The 16,203-nt window shown below is 73.1% G+C and carries 12 protein-coding genes; 4 read left to right on the top strand and 8 right to left on the bottom strand.

What is annotated here, in order from left to right:
• Nucleotides 1–341 precede the first annotated feature (341 nt).
• Together FH969_RS12930 and FH969_RS12925 are read right to left on the bottom strand one after the other, a co-directional pair.
• Nucleotides 342–3,062 carry a cation-translocating P-type ATPase gene (locus tag FH969_RS12930; RefSeq protein ID WP_139987501.1) on the bottom strand — a complete coding sequence of 907 codons (2,721 nt, stop codon included), beginning with the start codon at nucleotides 3,060–3,062 and terminating at the stop codon, nucleotides 342–344.
• A gap of 76 nt (nucleotides 3,063–3,138) precedes the next feature.
• On the bottom strand, nucleotides 3,139–3,852 hold the full coding sequence (locus FH969_RS12925) for a uridine kinase family protein (protein WP_218975315.1): 714 nt from the start codon (nucleotides 3,850–3,852) through the stop codon (nucleotides 3,139–3,141).
• 103 nt (nucleotides 3,853–3,955) lie between these two features.
• Here FH969_RS12925 and FH969_RS12920 point away from each other — a divergent pair, with 103 nt between their 5' ends.
• A complete protein-coding gene (locus tag FH969_RS12920) occupies nucleotides 3,956–4,459 on the top strand; it encodes a hypothetical protein (RefSeq protein ID WP_139987500.1) in 504 nt (167 codons plus the stop codon).
• On the opposite strand, the gene FH969_RS12915 is transcribed toward FH969_RS12920, so the two are convergent.
• Together FH969_RS12915 and FH969_RS12910 are read right to left on the bottom strand one after the other, a co-directional pair.
• Entirely contained in the window at nucleotides 4,398–4,841 is a 444-nt protein-coding gene (locus FH969_RS12915; RefSeq protein ID WP_180359799.1) for a hypothetical protein, read from the bottom strand. The genes FH969_RS12920 and FH969_RS12915 overlap by 62 nt on opposite strands.
• A gap of 138 nt (nucleotides 4,842–4,979) precedes the next feature.
• The gene (locus FH969_RS12910; protein ID WP_108718183.1) at nucleotides 4,980–6,191 is read right to left on the bottom strand and encodes an alpha-hydroxy acid oxidase; all 1,212 of its coding nucleotides are present in this window, start codon (nucleotides 6,189–6,191) and stop codon (nucleotides 4,980–4,982) included.
• Nucleotides 6,192–6,328: 137 nt separating this feature from the next.
• Here FH969_RS12910 and FH969_RS12905 point away from each other — a divergent pair, with 137 nt between their 5' ends.
• The gene (locus tag FH969_RS12905; protein WP_139987499.1) at nucleotides 6,329–7,450 is read left to right on the top strand and encodes an alpha/beta hydrolase; all 1,122 of its coding nucleotides are present in this window, start codon (nucleotides 6,329–6,331) and stop codon (nucleotides 7,448–7,450) included.
• Between the two features lie 22 nt (nucleotides 7,451–7,472).
• Here FH969_RS12905 and FH969_RS12900 read toward each other — a convergent pair whose 3' ends face one another.
• Nucleotides 7,473–8,627, bottom strand: a complete 1,155-nt coding sequence (locus FH969_RS12900; RefSeq protein WP_139987498.1) for an acyl-CoA dehydrogenase family protein — start codon at nucleotides 8,625–8,627, stop codon at nucleotides 7,473–7,475.
• 246 nt (nucleotides 8,628–8,873) lie between these two features.
• Between FH969_RS12900 and FH969_RS12895 the strand changes: the two genes are divergently transcribed.
• Nucleotides 8,874–10,040, top strand: coding sequence for a GNAT family N-acetyltransferase (locus tag FH969_RS12895; RefSeq protein ID WP_108718180.1), 1,167 nt, complete (start codon nucleotides 8,874–8,876; stop codon nucleotides 10,038–10,040).
• A gap of 98 nt (nucleotides 10,041–10,138) precedes the next feature.
• Here FH969_RS12895 and glpK read toward each other — a convergent pair whose 3' ends face one another.
• From glpK to FH969_RS12880, 3 genes are all read right to left on the bottom strand, one after another.
• On the bottom strand, nucleotides 10,139–11,653 hold the full coding sequence (gene glpK, locus FH969_RS12890; RefSeq protein WP_139987497.1) for a glycerol kinase GlpK: 1,515 nt from the start codon (nucleotides 11,651–11,653) through the stop codon (nucleotides 10,139–10,141).
• A gap of 148 nt (nucleotides 11,654–11,801) precedes the next feature.
• Complete coding sequence (locus FH969_RS12885; protein WP_139987496.1) at nucleotides 11,802–12,566, bottom strand: MIP/aquaporin family protein; 765 nt, start codon at nucleotides 12,564–12,566, stop codon at nucleotides 11,802–11,804.
• Between the two features lie 176 nt (nucleotides 12,567–12,742).
• Nucleotides 12,743–14,437, bottom strand: a complete 1,695-nt coding sequence (locus FH969_RS12880) for a glycerol-3-phosphate dehydrogenase/oxidase (protein ID WP_139987502.1) — start codon at nucleotides 14,435–14,437, stop codon at nucleotides 12,743–12,745.
• A 203-nt stretch (nucleotides 14,438–14,640) separates the two neighbouring features.
• Here FH969_RS12880 and FH969_RS12875 point away from each other — a divergent pair, with 203 nt between their 5' ends.
• Nucleotides 14,641–15,600, top strand: coding sequence for a sugar-binding transcriptional regulator (locus FH969_RS12875; protein WP_139987495.1), 960 nt, complete (start codon nucleotides 14,641–14,643; stop codon nucleotides 15,598–15,600).
• Nucleotides 15,601–16,203 lie beyond the last annotated feature (603 nt).

The raw sequence follows: 16,203 nt of genomic DNA, 5'->3' as shown, positions 1-16,203 counted from the left end.
GACGTGGCGGTGGCGGTGTCCACCGCAGGCGCGCCGCGGGAGGTGTTGCCGCGTCTGGGGTGGACGTGGCGGTGGCGGTGTCCACGTGGGCCGCGGTGGTCACACGGAGCAGGTCGGGAAGAGCGGATCGAACCCCGATCAGCGACGCGCGGGCCAGGCGCTCAGGATCCTCTCGTGAAAGGACGAACTTCCTCTCGCGAAAGGACGAACTACCTCTCGCGAAAGGACGAACTACCTCTCGCGAAAGGACGAACTTCCTCTCGCGAAAGGACGAACTTCCTCTCGCGAAGGGGGGGGGCGAGCCCTGGCAACGCCGAGCAGAGCCGCGCGGCGCCGCGTGCTCAGCGGACGACGCGCCGCAGCACGGCCTTCCCGGCCTCGCTGAGCAGGAACACCACGATGGCGAGCCCGAACGTGAGCCCCCACTGGTAGAACCCGATCGGCGCCGAGTCGAACCAGGAGTTCATGAACGGCGCATAGCTGAACAGCAGCTGCAGGGCGATCAGGATGCCCGCCGAGATCCAGATCGCCGGATTGCCCGTGAACACCCGCCACGTCAGCGCCGACGTGCTGAGGAATCGGCAGGACAGCAGGAACGCGAGCTGACCGAGCGCGAGCATCGTGACGGCGCTGGTCTGCGCGACGGCGTAGTTGCCGGTCGCCGCGCGCTCGAACAGGTACACCCCGAGCGTCGCGCCGCCGATGAGCACCGAGGCCCACAGCACGAGTGCGAGCGAGCGCGGCGAGAGCACCTGCTCCTTGGGCGAGCGCGGCGGCCGCTGCATGATCCCGGGCTCGGCGGGCTCGCCCGCGAGGGCGAGGGACAGCGTGACCGCGGTCGCGAGGTTGACCCACAGGATCTGCACGGGGGAGAGCGGCAGGGCGAGGCCGAGCAGCACGGCGACGAGGATGACGAGCGACTGCGCTCCGTTCGTCGGGAGCAGGAAGACGACCGACTTGCGGATGTTGTCGTAGATCCGCCGGCCCTCCTCCACCGCGCGCTCGATGGTGGCGAAGTTGTCGTCCGCGAGGACGATGTCCGCCGCCTCCTTGGTCGCCTCGGTCCCCTTGATGCCCATCGCGACGCCGACGTCGGCGCGCGTGATGCTCGGAGCGTCGTTCACGCCGTCGCCCGTCATCGCGACGACCTCGCCGTGGCTCTGCAGCGCACGCACGATGCGCAGCTTGTGCTCGGGGGAGGTCCGCGCGTAGACGTCGACGTCGCGCACCACGCGGCGCAGCTCGTCCTGGCTCATGGCCTGCAGCTCGGCGCCCGTGAGCGCGGGCACATCGCCCTCGGGCGGGGCGATGCCGAGCTCGCGCGAGATCGCGACGGCGGTCCCGCGGTGGTCGCCCGTGATCATCTTGACCCGGATGCCGGCGCTGTGGGCGTCGGCGATCGCGGCCGTCGCCTCGGGCCGGGGCGGGTCCACGATGCCGACGAGCCCGAGGAACGCGAGATCGCCGTCGAGGTCGTCCAGCGCGAGCGTCGTGACGCCGTCGGCGGGCCGTGTCGCGGCGGCCAGCACCCGCAGCCCCTGCGCGGACAGCGCGTCGATCCGCTCCTCCCACGCCGCGCGGTCCAGCGGCTCGCCCGTGCGCTCGGTCGCGCTGCGGTCCAGCAGGCGGTCGGGTGCGCCGAGCACGTGCACCACGCGAACGGGCGACGGCGAGCTCTCGGTCGCGACGTCGTCGAGCGTCGCGGAGAACTTGTGCGTCGACTCGAACGGCACCTGCGCGAGCCGTGTCACGCCGTCGACCGGCGCGCCGGCCTTGGCCGCGAGCACGTCGAGAGCGCCCTCGGTGGGCTGGCCGACGACGCGCCAGCCGTCGGGGGTCTCCTCCACGCGCGCGTCGTTGGCGACGCCCGCGGCGAGCACGAGGGCGGCGAGGTCGGGGTGGTCGGCGAGCTCCGCCGTCGTGCCCGCGTCCGGACCGGACTCGAGGTGCACGCGGCCGGCCGGGTCGTAGCCGGTGCCCTCGACGGCGTAGATGCGCTCGGCGGTGACGACCGTGCGGGCGGTCATCTCGTTCTGCGTGAGGGTGCCGGTCTTGTCCGAGCAGATCGTGGTGACCGAGCCGAGCGTCTCCACCGCGGACATCTTGCGGGTGATCGCGCGCCGCCGGGCCATCTGCTGCACGCCGAGCGCGAGCGTGATCGTCACGAGTGCCGGCAGGCCCTCCGGCACGGCGGCGACGGCGAACCCGATCGCGGCGGAGATCAGCTCGTCGACCGCGAAGTCGTGGATGAGGCGGCCGATGAGCAGCATCACGACGGCGAGCAGCCCGATGAGGATGGACAGCTGCTTGCCGAGGTGGGCGAGCTGGCGGGTCAGGGGCGTGTCGAGCTGGTCCTGCTCGGAGACCAGGGCGGAGATGCGCCCGATCTCCGTGCGGGCCCCGGTCGCGACGACGACGCCCTCGCCCGTCCCGGTCGCCACGATGGTGCCCGAGAAGACCATCGAGCTGCGGTCGCCGACGCCGGCGTCGTCGCTCACGGCCTCGACGTCCTTGGTCGCGGGGACGGACTCGCCGGTGAGCGCGGCCTCGTCCACCTGGAGGTTGGCCGACACGAGCAGGCGCAGGTCGGCCGGCACCTTGTCGCCGGACCGGACCCGCACGACGTCGCCCGGCACGAGGGTCGCCGCGTCCACGACCCCCCACGTGCCGTCCCGCCGGGCCTGGGCGTCGAGCGACTGCATGCTCTGCAGGCTCGCCAGCGCGGAGGCCGCGCGGCCCTCCTGGATGAAGCCGATGAGGGCGGTCGCGAGGATCACCACGGCGACGACGGCGAAGTCCACCCAGTCGCCCGAGATCGCCTTGAGCACGGCGGCGGCCATGAGGATGTAGATGAGGACGTCGTCGAAGTGCGTCAGCAGGCGGCGCCACCACGGCTTCTGCGCCGCGGCGGGCAGCGCGTTGGGGCCCGTCTGCGCGAGGCGGGTGTCGACCTCGGCCTGAGCGAGCCCCTCCGCGCTGGAGTCGACGGCGCGCAGGACCTCCTCGGGAGGTCGGGCCCACGGGCGGTCGCTGTCCAGGACGGCGGGTGGGGCGGCGGTCATGCGCCCTATCGTTCCACGGCGGGTTCGCGGGCCCGTAGGACCCCCGGGACGTCGCGCGCCGTCGGGCGGGCCTCGATCAGGCGCCCCGCGCGAGCAGCGCGATGAGCGCGTCCTCGGCGTTCTCGCGCGGCAGGGGCGCGAGCCCGCGAGCCCGCCACGACCGCACGAGCGCCGGCTCGGCGCGCGTCAGCGCGACGCCGCGGCGCACGAGCGCGCCCAGCGGCTTCCGGGCCTCGCCGACGTCGCGCGCGAACCGGCGCAGCGCCGTCGTGAACCGTGACTGCTGCAGGTAGTAGGCGCCCAGCAGGACCCCGGCCGCGCGCAGCGGCTCGACGATCTCGGCCGCGAAGATGCCCTCGGCGACGAGCGCGGGGGCGCCCGTCACGTCGACGGTCTCGGTCCCGGTGCGGCGCGACGTCGGGATGTCGTAGACCGGCAGGACGAGCCGGTCGGTCCGGCACGCGGTCAGCAGGGCGTCGCACGCGGCCTGCGCGTCCCACGTCTGGGGCACGTCCCAGTCCACGATGCCGTGCCGGCGGGGAAGTCCGGGGTGGTCGCCGTCGAGGTAGAAGTCGTCGAGCCGGACCACGGGCACACCGAGGCGCTGGGCCACCGAGCTCTTGCCCGAGCCGGACGCCCCCGCGAGGACGAGGACCCGTCGGCGCGGGACGCGGGAGCCGGCGGGGAGGTCGAAGAGTGCGTCGGCGCTGTGCGCGTCCTCGGCGGTGGCGTGGGAGGCGGTGTCGAGGACGGCGTCGGTTCCGGAGTCGGGGTCGGGGTCCCGGCGCATCCGAGAATCCTACCGAGAGGTGGTTGCGCGACGGGACGGCGCACGGCCAGGGTGGGCGCGAGGGCGACGCGCACGCGACGCCGCCACGACCCGAGGGAGAGCGATGTCCGAGCAGAGCTTCGTCGACAAGTTCACGGCCGCGGCGCACGACGTCGCAGCCAAGGCGCAGGACCTGTACGAGGACGCGGTCGAGAAGGCGGGCCCGGCGTTCGAGGACGCCAAGGCCAAGGCGGCCGCGCTGCTGGACGACGCGAAGGAGAAAGCCGGTCCCGCGTTCGAGGACGCCAAGGCCAAGGCGGCCGCGCTGCTGGACGACGCGAGGGAGAAGGCCGGACCGGCGTTCGAGGACGCCAAGGCCAAGGTCTCCTCGTTCGTCGGCGACGTCACGGGTCAGGGCGACGCGGCTGTGCCGCCGGCCACGCCCGAGTCGCCCGCGGACCCCGCCGAGGACCCTGCGGTGCAGCCGAGCACGCCCGAGCCGAGCACGCCGGGCACCGAGGCGCCGGATGCGCCGCCGCCGTCGGACCCGGACGCGCCGGTCCTGCCTACCGACCCGTCTGCTGACCCGTCCGCTGACCCGACCGACCCCTCGACGCCCCGCTTCTGAGGCCGGCGACCACCCCGACGGCGAGCACCACCGCGGCGGCCACGGCCGCCAGGACGGTCGTGACCGACGAGCTGGGCCCCTCGGTCGCCCGCCCGACCGCGATCCACGCCAGCCCCCACGCCGACGCAGCGGCGACGCCGAGACCCGTCCAGGCCAGGCCGGACAGCCGCGCGCTCGTGAGCGAGGCGATGACGGCGGCGACCGCGACGACCACGCCGGCCCACGCCGTCGGGCTCAGGACGCTGAGGTCGATGCTCGAGGTGGCGAGCGCGGCGGCCGAGAGTGCGCCGTCGGAGGCCTGCGCGATCGGCGTGCCGCCGAGAGCGCCGGACCCGACGGCGGACCCCGCGACGGCGAGCACGGCCCCCACGCAGACGCTCACCTGCCGGACGCGATCGCTTGTGGTGGGCCGCCCCGGGGTTGGACCTGCGGATGGGCCGTCGTGATCCGTTCGTGACGAGGTCATGACCCCATCGTCACCAATTCGAGGGGAAGTTGGGGAGGGGGCAACGCTCCTCGGTCAGTGCAGCCGGACGTGCCGTTCGCCGAGCTCGCTCACGGAGTTGACCCCGAGCAGCTTCATGGTGCGTACGATCTCGCCGGAGAGGATGTCGACGGCGCGCTCGACGCCGCGCTCACCCCCGGCCATGAGGCCGTAGAGGTAGGCCCGGCCGACCATGGTCGCGTGCGCGCCGAGCGCGAGCGCGGCCACGACGTCGCCGCCGGACATGATGCCCGTGTCGACCCACACCTCGGTCGCCTCGCCGACGGCGGCGCGCACCTCGGGCACGAGCCGCAGCGGGACGGGGGCGCGGTCGAGCTGACGGCCGCCGTGGTTGGACAGCACGAGCGCGTCGGCGCCCGCGGCCGAGACGCGCTTGGCGTCCTCGAGCGTCTGGATGCCCTTGATGACGAGCGGGCCGTCCCACACCGAGCGCAGCCACTCGAGGTCGGCCATGGTCATCGACGGGTCGAAGAGGGAGTCGAGCAGCTCGCCGATGGTGCCGTTCCAGGCGTCCAGCGACGCGAACTGGTAGGTCGGCGTGGTGAGCAGGTCGACCCACCAGTTGGGGTGGGTCGCGCCGTCGAGGAAGGTCTTGACCGACAGCTGCGGCGGGAACGAGAAGCCGTTGCGGGAGTCGCGCAGCCGCGCGCCCGCCACCGGGACGTCCACCGTGAGGATGAGGGCCTCGTAGCCCGCCTCCTTGGCGCGCGCCATGAGGTCCTCACCGCGCGAGCGGTCCTTCCACACGTAGAGCTGGAACCACTTGCGGGCGTCCGGCCCGGCGGCCGCGACGTCCTCGATCGAGGTGGTGCCCATCGTGGAGAGCGCGTAGGGGATCCCGCGCCGCTCGGCCACGCGCACGACGGCGGTCTCGCCCTCGGTCTGCATCATCCGCGTGAAGCCCGTCGGAGCGAACGAGAACGGCAGCGCGGCCGGGCGGCCCAGCATCGACGTCGTGGTGTCGACCTCGGAGACGTCGTGCAGGATCGAGGGGCGGAACTCGAGGTTTGCGAACGTGCGCCGCGCGCGCCGCAGCGAGATCTCGCTCTCGGCCGCGCCGTCGGTGTAGTCGAAGACCGACTTGGGCGTGCGACGGGCGGCGAGCCGGCGCAGGTCGGCGATCGTGAGCGCGCCGGCCAGTCGCCGCCGCGTGCCGTCCGGGTCGAACGGACGCAGGCGCAGCAGGGGGGAGAGGTCTCCCCAGCTCGGGATCTGGCGCTGGACCATGGAGGGGCCTTTCTGACGTCACTGTCGGCTCGTGCCGGTGGCGCGACTCTAGCATTGGAACGTTTCACAGTGCCACGGCCGCTCGGCCGGGCAAGGCCCGTGCACGAGCCGACTCGCCGATGGCCGACAATGCGCGGGTGGACACGGACGAGGTGTGGCAGATCTGGGCGACGGCCGCGGTGTCCGCGCTGCTGGCGGTTCTTCTCGTGGTGTGGGGGGTGCGTGCCCGTCGTCAGCGCCGGGAGGGTCGGCACGGCTGGTGGCGCACGGTGGTCGCCGGCGTCCTCGCGTTCGTGCTGCTCCTCTTCGCGGCCGGGCTCGCGGTCGGCGCCCACTACGGCTACCTGTCCTCCTGGCGCAGCCTCGTGGGCGTGTTCAACGACGTCGCGGAGGACGAGCCGCTCGTGGTCCCGATGGGCAAGCCGTGGACGCCCCCGGCGGACACCACGGAGAGTGCGGGCGTCGTCGTCCACGTCACCGTCCAGTCCACGGCGCGTGGAGTGCCGGACTCGACGGTGAACATCTACCTCCCGCCCGGGTACACCCAGAACCCGGACACCCACTACCCGACGATCTACATGCTGCACGGCGCGCCCGGTTACGGCACCGACTGGTTCGACTCCGGCGACCTCGACGACCACCTCGACACGTTGATCGCCGCGGGCACGATGCCGCCGGTGATCGCCGTCGCCCCGGACATGGACCTCGGCTCGAGCGACGAGCCGGTCAACTATCCCGGCGCCGGTCCCGATCGCGGCGACTTCCTCACGCTCGACCTCGTGCCGTGGGTCGACGCCCACCTGCGCACCAAGGCCGAGGCGGGGCAGCGCGTCCTCGGCGGGATGAGCGCCGGCGGCTACGGTGCGCTCATCGACTCCGTGGACAAGCCCGACGTGTGGGGCGGGACCTTCTCCGCCATGCCGTACATGCAGCCCGTGGCGCCGCAGCTGAACGCGGACCCGTCGGGCGCCCCCGGGTCGTTCCCGGCGACCGCGATCCCGGCCGCCGGGAACCTCTCGGGGCACCCCTTCTACCTGGGCTACGTGTCGACCGAGGGGCCGAGCCAGGCGAACGAGATCGCGGGCCTGCTCACGACCCAGGGCGCCACCGTGAAGGTCGAGGGCGTCGAGGGTGGCCACGACTGGATCTCCGCGCCCAAGCTGGCCGTGATGGGCCTGCCCTGGTTGGCGCAGCAGCTCGGCTGGATCGCCGGGACCCCCGACTCCTCGGCGACGGCCGAACCGACCGTGACGCCGTGACGCCGTGACGCCGCGACGCCCCTCAGCCCAGCGGCCCCAGGACCGAGGTCGCGATCGTCGAGTGGGCCGACTCCTCGTCGCTGGGGTGGAAGATGCCCGCGAGCACGTCCCGGTACAGCCGGTTCACCTCGCTGCCCGCGGCGTAGCTCGCACCGCCGCCGACCCGCAGCGCCAGGTCGACCACGCCGCGCGCCGTCTCCACCGTCCGCACCTTGAGCCCCACCAGCTGCGCGAACCAGCGGGCGCCGTGGTCGGCCCGCTCGTCGACGTCCCGGGCGAGCGCGAGGACCTCCAGCCGCGCGCCGTCGTGCGCCATCGCGGCCTCGGCGACCTTCCAGCGGATGTCCGGGTCGGCGTCGTACGTCGTGCCCGTGCGTCGGGAGGTGCGCCGCCGCGCGGAGGCGACGGCGAGCTCGACCGCGCGGGCGGCGATCCCGGCGTAGACAGCCGCCACGAGGATCTCGAAGGCCGCGAACAGCGCGAACGTGAACGAGTCCGCGTTCGGGCCGGGCGCGAGCACGCGGTAGATCCGGTCGGCGGGCGCGTGCGCGCCGTCGAGCACCGTCGAGCAGGACTGCGTGGCACGCATCCCGAGCGTGTCCCAGTCCTCGAGCGTGCGCGTTCCCTCGCGCGTCACGACGCCGTGCGCGAGGACCGGCCGGTCGGGGTCGGAGTCGTCGCGACCGAACGTCGCCAGGCGGGTCCACACCGGGGCGAGCGAGGTGAAGATCTTGGTGCCGTGGTAGCGGTAGCCGCCCTCGCCGTCGGGCTCCGCGCGGGTGCCCGAGTCGAACATCACGAGGTCATTGCCGGCCTCGGAGTTCCCGAACGCGAACACCTCCCCGGCCGCCGCGTCGGTGAGGATCGGGTCGGTCCGGGCGTCGCCGTCGGCGTGCAGGAGCGCCGCCATCGCGACCACCACGAGGTGCATGTTGACGGCGAGCGCGGTCGCGGGCGCGGCCGCCGCGAGCCGGGTCTGCTCGGCCGCGAGCTCCTCGAGCGTGAACCCGGCGCCGCCCAGGTCGGTCGGCACGGCGGCGCGCAGGTAGCCCGCGGCGACGAGGTCGGCCAGGTCGGCGTGCGGGAAGGTGTTCTCGGCGTCGTGCTGGGGCGCGCGGGCGTGGATCCGGGCCAGGAGGTCGTCGTCGAGGAGGGTGCGGCGTCGCGGGGTGGCCATGGGCACAGCCTCCCACCCGGGGGCGGCGCGCGCAGGATCGTCGCGGACCCAGCGGCCGGGCGCACCGCGGGCAGCAGGGCCCCGGAAAGGGCTGGAGAGACAGACATGGTCGGTTCGCAGGGGGCTGAGAACCGACCACGTCCGTGTCCGCTCCGTCGAGGACGCCGTCCACGTTAACCCGGCTTCCCGGTGTGGCATGCACCACGCAGGTCACGATTCGGCATCGATGCGCCACACTGGTCAGCGATGTCCTCCGACCCCCTGCCCGTGGCCCCGCGGCCCGTGCCACCGCGCCCCGAGGTCCCCGCCGCGACGGTCGACCCGGACCCCATCCCCGCCGCCGAGCGGGCCTTCTTCCTCGCCGAGTTCCGTGGCGTCACGATCGTCGTCTCGGTGCCCGTGCTGGACGAGGAGGCGGCCGCGGCGATCGCGCGGACGGTGCGCGGGTTCGCGGCCGGCGACACCCGGTTCATCCTCGTGGTCGAGCATCATGCCGCGGCGGGCGACCTGCGCGCGGCGCTGGACGCCGTCGGCGTCGGGTCCGCCGTCGCGAGCACGCCGCGGGTGTGGGACGAGCGCAGCCTCGCGGAGCTCTGGATCGCCGTGGCCGACCACGGCGTCCTCGTGGCGGTGGCCGAGCCCGACGGCGTGGCCGAGACCGCCGGCCTGCTCGCCTCCGGGGTGCGTGCGGCGAAGGTGGTGCTCACCGACCCCCGCGGCGGCTGGGGCGACCCGCCGCGCAGCTTCGCCGACCTGCGCACGCTGCACGACGAGCTCGCGCGCGAGCTCGACGGGCGCGGCGACCCGCACCTGCTGCCCGCGGCCGAGCGGGCCCTGCGCGGCGGTGCGTACAGCGTCAACCTCTGTCGCGCCGCGGACCTCGAGCGCGAGCTCTTCACGTTCGACGGCGCGGGCACGGTCCTCACGCTCGGCGGGTACGTGCGCCTGGAGGACCTGCGGGTCGACGACCTGCCGGTCGTCGAGGCGCTCGTCGCGCAGGGGGTGGCCGACGGCGTGCTCAAGCCGCGCACGCGCGCGGAGGTCGCGCGGATGGCGGTGGGCGGCCTCGGCGCGCGCGTGGCGCGCACCGGTCACCTCGCGGGCGTCGTCGGACTGGAGACGGAGGCGTACGGCGGGCAGGGCCTCGGGGAGGTCTCCGGGCTCATCACGGTGAGCGCGTTCTCCGGTGCGGGAGCCGGCGGCATGCTGCTCGAGGGACTGCTCGAACGGGCGCGCGAGGCCGGGCTGCGCGCGCTGTTCGCCGTCACGGTCTCGGCCCCGGCGGCCGAGTTCTTCGCGCGGCGCGGCTATCGCGAGGTGCCCCGGGACGCCGTGCCCGACGCGAAGTGGCGCGGCTACGACCCGGGCCGGCTCGCCGTCGCGCGCTGCTTCTGGCGCGACGTCGAGGTGTAGCCGACCCTCGCACGAGAACGACCGACGCCCCGGACGGGTCCGGGGCGTCGGTCGTTCGTGCGCAGGCTCGGCGACCGAGTCTCAGTGCGCGAGTGCGGTCACTCGACGTCCTCGTCGACCCAGTCGAAGGTCTTGGTGACGGCCTTCTTCCAGTTGCGCATGAGCCGGTCGCGCTCCTCGCCCTTCATCTCCGGCGTCCAGCGACGGTCCTCGGCCCAGTTGTCGATGACGTCCTGCTCCCCGGACCAGAAGCCCACGGCGATGCCGGCCGCGTAGGCGGCACCGAGCGCCGTGGTCTCGGCGACCTTGGGCCGCACGACGTCGACGCCGAGCACGTCGGCCTGGAACTGCATGAGCACCTCGTTGGCGATCATGCCGCCGTCGACCTTGAGCTCGGTGAGCTCGACGCCGGAGTCCGCGTTCATCGCCTCGAGCACCTCGGCGGTCTGGAACGCGGTCGCCTCGAGCGCCGCACGCGCGATGTGGCCGATGGTCACGTAGCGCGTGAGGCCGACGAGCGCGCCGCGGGCGTCGCCGCGCCAGTACGGCGCGAACAGACCAGAGAACGCCGGCACGAAGTACGCGCCGCCGTTGTCGTCCACGGTAGAGGCGAGCGCCTCGATCTCGGGCGCGGCAGAGATGACCTTGAGGTTGTCCCGCAGCCACTGCACGAGCGAGCCCGTGACCGCGATCGAGCCCTCCAGCGCGTACACGGCCGGCGCGTCGCCGATCTTGTAGCAGACAGTGGTGAGCAGGCCGTTCTTGCTCGGGACGATCTCGGTGCCGGTGTTCATGAGCATGAAGTTGCCGGTGCCGTAGGTGTTCTTGGCCATGCCGACCTCGAAGCAGGCCTGGCCGAACGTCGCCGCCTGCTGGTCGCCGAGGATGCCGGCGATCGGCACGCCGGCGAGCAGGCCCCCCTCGCGGTCCTTGCCGTACACCTCGGCCGAGGAGCGGATCTCGGGGAGCATCGACAGCGGGATCCCCATGTCGGCCGCGATCGAGGCGTCCCAGTCGAGCGTCTCCAGGTCCATGAGCAGGGTGCGCGAGGCGTTGGTGACGTCCGTGACGTGCACGCCGCCGTCCGCGCCGCCGGTCATGTTCCACAGGACCCAGGTGTCCATGGTGCCGGCGAGGAGGTCGCCCGCCTCGGCCTTCTCCCGCGCGCCCTCGACGTTCTCGAGGATCCACACGACCTTCGGGCCGGCGAAGTATGTCGCGAGCGGCAGGCCGACCTTGGCCTTGTACTTCTCGGCGCCGACGTCGCCCGCGAGGCGGTCGCAGATCTTCTGGGTGCGGGTGTCCTGCCAGACGATGGCGTTGTACACCGGCTTGCCGGTGTTCTTGTCCCACACCACCGCGGTCTCGCGCTGGTTGGTGATGCCGATCGCGGCGATGTCCTTGGCCTGCAGGCTCGCGCGGCCGAGGGCCTGGCCCACGACGTCGCGCACGTTCGTCCAGATCTCCTCGGCGTCGTGCTCGACCCACCCCGCCTTGGGGAAGATCTGCTCGTGCTCCTTCTGGCCCGTGGAGACGATGCTGCCGCTGGAGTCGAAGATGATCGCCCGCGAGCTCGTGGTGCCCTGATCGATGGCGAGGACGTAGTCAGCCACTTGTTCTTCCTTCACGTCGGTGTGCGGTTCTGAGGTGGAGCCGGTGGATGGGATGGGCCGGGGTGGAACGGCGCCGGTGGGCGTGATGCCCGACGGCGAACGCGCGTTCGCAGGACGAGGTGCGTTCGCCGTCGGGCGGCCTCGTGCGTCAGCCGAGCCCGAGGGCGTTCTGCATGACGGACGCGACGATGCCGGCGAGCACGCCGCCGACGATCGGGCCCGCGATCGGGACCCAGGAGTAGGCCCAGTCCGAGCTGCCCTTGCCCTTGATCGGCAGGAGGGCGTGGGCGATGCGCGGACCGAGGTCACGGGCCGGGTTGATGGCGTACCCCGTGGGACCACCGAGGCTGGCACCGATGCCGACCACGAGCAGCGCCACGGCCAGCGGGCCGAGGCCCGAGGGGGAGTTGCCGAACAGGATGACCACGAACACGAGCACGAAGGTCGCGATCACCTCGGTCACGAAGTTCCAGGCGTAGGAGCGGATCGCGGGCCCCGTGGAGAAGACGCCCAGCTTGTTGGCCGGGTCGGGCTCGTCGTCGAAGTGCTGCTTGTACGCGAGCCACGCGATCGCGGCGCCGATGATGGCTCCGACGAGCTGCGCCACGATGTAGAGCACCGCGTTCCCGAAGGTCGCCGGGACGGCGGCAAGGCCCAGGTCGGCGTTGCCCTCGTAGAAGTCCTTGCCACCGGCCCACAGGCCGAAGGTGACGGCGGGGTTGAGGTGGGCGCCGGAGGCGAACGCCACGTAGACGCCTGCGAAGACCGCGAGCCCCCACCCGAAGTTCACCATGAGGAACCCGCCGGCGTTGCCCTTGGTCTTGGTGAGCGCCACGTTGGCGACCACACCACAACCGAGAAGCAGGAGCATCGCTGTGCCGAACAGCTCGGAGAGGAAGATCTGGGTACCCATCGAGCACCTTTCACGTCGTTGTGAGGACCGACGCGGGTCTGCGCCGGCCCCGAGCGTCGACCGGTGCCGAGGCGCCGATCTCCCGCATTGTCGTCCCGGACGTTCGTGCGGTTCGGTGGCGGCGCGCCGGGACGCGCGCCGCCACCGTGGTCGGGGTCGGTCGACCCCGACCGGGGTCAGTCAGCCTGGGAGGTCGCGAGGTCGAGCATGGGGGCGATGTCGGCGGCGGCCTGCCGCGCCAGGTCGCCCTCGGCGTCGGTGGCCGTCTGCGCGGCCGCGTCCTCGGCGTCGCAGCGGGCGAGGTAGCTCGCCTTCTCCGCGGCCTGACGCTCGGAGTCCCACCCGAGCACCGGTGAGATGATCTCGAGGATCTCGTCGGTGGCCGCACGTCCGGCGTCGGAGACCTCGTAGGTCAGCCGGGTGCGGTGGAGCATGACGTCCTCGAGGTGCAGGACCTGCTCGTGCGTCGCCGCGAAGTGGATCTCGGCGCGCAGGTAGGCCGAGGCGTGCTCGAGGGGACGCGCGAGGTCGGGTTGCACCTCGATCGCCGCGAGCAGCTCGCGCAGCGCGGAGCCGTAGCGGTGCAGCAGGTGGTCGACCATCGCCTCGCTCCAGCCGTGCTCGCGCTGCAGGCGGGCACTCTGGCGGTAGATCGCGTCGAGTCCGACGGCGCCGAGCAGCGGGATCCGGTCCGTGATCGACGGCAGGCTCGACGCGCGGGCGCCGAGGGCGAAGTCGACCGCGTCCTTGGCCATCACGCGGTACGTGGTGAGCTTGCCTCCGGCGATCGCGACGAACCCGGGGACCGGCGAAGCGACCGTGTGCTCGCGGGACACCTTGGCCGAGGACGTGCCGTCCTTCGTGCCGGGCTGGAGCAGCGGGCGCAGTCCGGCCCAGGTGCCGATCACGTCGTCGCGGGTGAGCGGCGTGGAGAGCACCGCGTTGGCGTGCTCGATGACGTAGTCGATGTCCGCCGCGGTGGCCACGGGGTGGACGAGGTTCTGCACGTAGGGCGTGTCGGTGGTGCCGATGACCCAGTAGCGCGACCACGGGATCACGAACAGCACGCTCTTCTCGGTCTGCAGGATCAGGCCGACGGTGCCGCGGATGCGCTCGCGGGGCACGACGATGTGGATGCCCTTGGACGCCAGCACGTGCAGGCCGCCCTCGCTGCCCGTGAGGGACTCGGTCTCCTCGGTCCACACGCCAGTCGCGTTGATGACGTGGCGCGCCTTGACGGTGTGCTCGGTGCCGCTCTCCAGGTCGCGCAGCACGGCGCCGTCCACGCGGCCGAGGCCGGACTTGGTCAGGCGCACCGCCTGGGTACGGGGCGCCGCGAGCGCGCCGTAGGCCGCCGCGGTGCGCACCAGGGTGAGGACCAGCCGCGCGTCGTCGACGGAGGCGTCCCAGTACCGCACGGCGCCGACCGCGGCGTCGTGGCGCAGGTCGGGGAACATCTTCTGCATCCCGCCACGGCTGAGGTGGCGGTGGAACGGCATCGCGCGGCCCTTGCGGCTGCCGACCGTGGCGAGCGCGTCGTAGAGGGCGACACCGGCGCCGACGTACGGACGCTCCCAGTGCTTGGTGAGCGGGTAGAGGAACGAGACCGGCTTGACGAGGTGCGGCGCGATCTCCTTGATGAGGAGGTCGCGCTCGGTGAGCGCCTCGTGCACGAGGTGGAAGTCGAGCATCTGCAGGTAGCGCAGACCGCCGTGGACGAGCTTCGAGGAGCGCGAGGATGTGCCCGACGCCCAGTCCTGCGCTTCCACGATGCCGGTGCGCAGGCCGCGGGTGGCGGCGTCGAGCGCGATGCCCGCGCCCGTGACGCCCCCTCCGACGACGAGGACGTCGAGGCCCTGGTCGTCGCTCATGGCGGCGAGCGCCTCGAGGCGGGAGTCCGGGGTGATCGCGGTCGTCACAGTTCCTCCTGGTGCTGGATGGCCCGTGGCGGCGTCGGCGCGCGCGGGACCAGGAGGTCCCTGCGACGGCTGCCGGTGCCGTCGCCATCACCTTGTCGTCGCATGGACGAATGCGCAACACTTCTGCACGAATGTGCACAGGGAGGGGAGTGGCGATGGACGGGCGTGAGGAGCTGATGCACGAGGCGGCGACCCTCTACTACCTGCAGGACGTCACCATGGACACGGTGGCCCGGCAGCTGGGGATGTCCCGCTCGGGCGTCAGCCGGCTGCTCAAGAGTGCGCGCGAGAGCGGCATCGTGCGCATCCAGGTGCGCGCGCCCCGCGCGGGGGGAGCGGTTGCCCGGCGCATCGAGGCCGCCTACGGCGTGCGCGCCCACGTGGTTCCCGTGCGCTCGCCGCTCACCGAGGACGTGCGCCTGGACCACGTGGCGCGCTACGCCGCGCAGCTCGTGCAGGAGTGGTTCGCCGACGGGATGACGCTCGGGCTCGCGTGGGGCACCACGGTCGCGGCGGTGGCCGCGCACCTCGTGCCCACCTCGCTCAAGGAGGCCGTGGTCGTCCAGCTCAACGGCGCGGCCAACACCCAGTCCTCGGGCCTCGCGTACGGCACGGACCTCGTCTCGCAGTTCGCGGAGGCGTTCGACGCCATCCCCGAGCACTTCCCGGTGCCCGCGTTCTTCGACTTCGCCGAGACCCGCGCCCTCATGTGGCGCGAGCGCAGCGTGCGGCACGTGCTCGGCGTCCAGGCGCGCGCCGACCTCGTGCTCTTCGGCGTCGGCGCGCTCGTCGCGCCGGTGCCGTCGCACGTCTACACCTCCGGCTACCTCGAGCCGGCCGACCGGGACGCGCTCGCGGCCGACGGCGTGGTGGGTGACGTGTGCACCGTGTTCCTTCGCGAGGACGGCAGCTGGGAGGACGTCGCGATCAACGCGCGCGCCACGGGACCTGATCCGCGTCAGCTGCAGCGGATCCACCGCCGCGTGTGCGTGGTGGCGGGGGAGGCGAAGGTCGTGCCGCTGCGGGCCGCGCTGCTCGCCGGCGCGGTCACCGACCTCGTCATCGACGAGCCGACGGCGGTGCGGCTCGTGCGCACGGCGCCGGCGCGGCGGTGACGCGGAGCGAGTAGGCGGTTCGCTCCGCGGCGGCGGCAGCGGCGGCGCCGAGAACGGCCTGTGGCGGTGTGGGCAGCGGTGGCGGAGGCGCCGAGAACGGCCTGTGGCGGCCAGAACGGCCCGTGGCGGTGTGGGCAGCGGTGGCGGAGGCGCCGAGAACGGCCTGTGGCGGCGAGAACGGCCCGCAGCGGACCGTTCTCGTCGCTATGGGCCGGTCTGGATGACGGCCGCGTCGTCTCGGGGCGTTCTGGGCGCTGGCTGCGGCGGCAGTGACGGGGGCGCAGCGGCGGCGGGAGCAGCAGTAGCGGCGTCGAGAACTGCCTGTGGCGACGAGACCGGCGGCATCAGCGGCAGCGGTGGCAGCAGCGTCGTCGAGACCGGCCTGTGGCGACGAGAACGGCCCGCTGGGGGCCGGTCTCGTCGCTTCGGGCCGTTCTGGGCGACGGTCTCGTCGCTTCGGGCCGTTCTGGGCGACGGTCTCGTCGCTTCGGGCCGTTCTGGGCGACGGTCTCGTCGCCTCGGGCCGTTCTGGGCGACGGTCGCGTCGCTTCGGGCCGTTCTGGGCGACGGTCGCGTCGCTTCGGGCCGTTCTGGGCGACGGTC

Origin of the sequence: Miniimonas arenae (assembly GCF_006351005.1) — a bacterium.
GTDB lineage: Bacteria > Actinomycetota > Actinomycetes > Actinomycetales > Beutenbergiaceae > Miniimonas > Miniimonas arenae.
The sequence above is the reverse complement of the archived record's forward strand: the minus strand, read 5'-3'. Positions and strand labels throughout refer to the sequence as shown.

Excerpts from the sequence above, each read along its gene's own strand:
- FH969_RS12930 (WP_139987501.1), bottom strand. The coding sequence starts at position 3,062 with ATGACCGCCGCCCCACCCGCCGTCCTGGACAGCGACCGCCCGTGGGCC.
- FH969_RS12925 (WP_218975315.1), bottom strand. The coding sequence starts at position 3,852 with ATGCGCCGGGACCCCGACCCCGACTCCGGAACCGACGCCGTCCTCGAC.
- FH969_RS12920 (WP_139987500.1), top strand. The coding sequence starts at position 3,956 with ATGTCCGAGCAGAGCTTCGTCGACAAGTTCACGGCCGCGGCGCACGAC.
- FH969_RS12910 (WP_108718183.1), bottom strand. The coding sequence starts at position 6,191 with ATGGTCCAGCGCCAGATCCCGAGCTGGGGAGACCTCTCCCCCCTGCTG.
- FH969_RS12900 (WP_139987498.1), bottom strand. The coding sequence starts at position 8,627 with ATGGCCACCCCGCGACGCCGCACCCTCCTCGACGACGACCTCCTGGCC.
- FH969_RS12895 (WP_108718180.1), top strand. The coding sequence starts at position 8,874 with ATGTCCTCCGACCCCCTGCCCGTGGCCCCGCGGCCCGTGCCACCGCGC.
- FH969_RS12885 (WP_139987496.1), bottom strand. The coding sequence starts at position 12,566 with ATGGGTACCCAGATCTTCCTCTCCGAGCTGTTCGGCACAGCGATGCTC.
- FH969_RS12880 (WP_139987502.1), bottom strand. The coding sequence starts at position 14,437 with ATGAGCGACGACCAGGGCCTCGACGTCCTCGTCGTCGGAGGGGGCGTC.
- FH969_RS12875 (WP_139987495.1), top strand. The coding sequence starts at position 14,641 with ATGGACGGGCGTGAGGAGCTGATGCACGAGGCGGCGACCCTCTACTAC.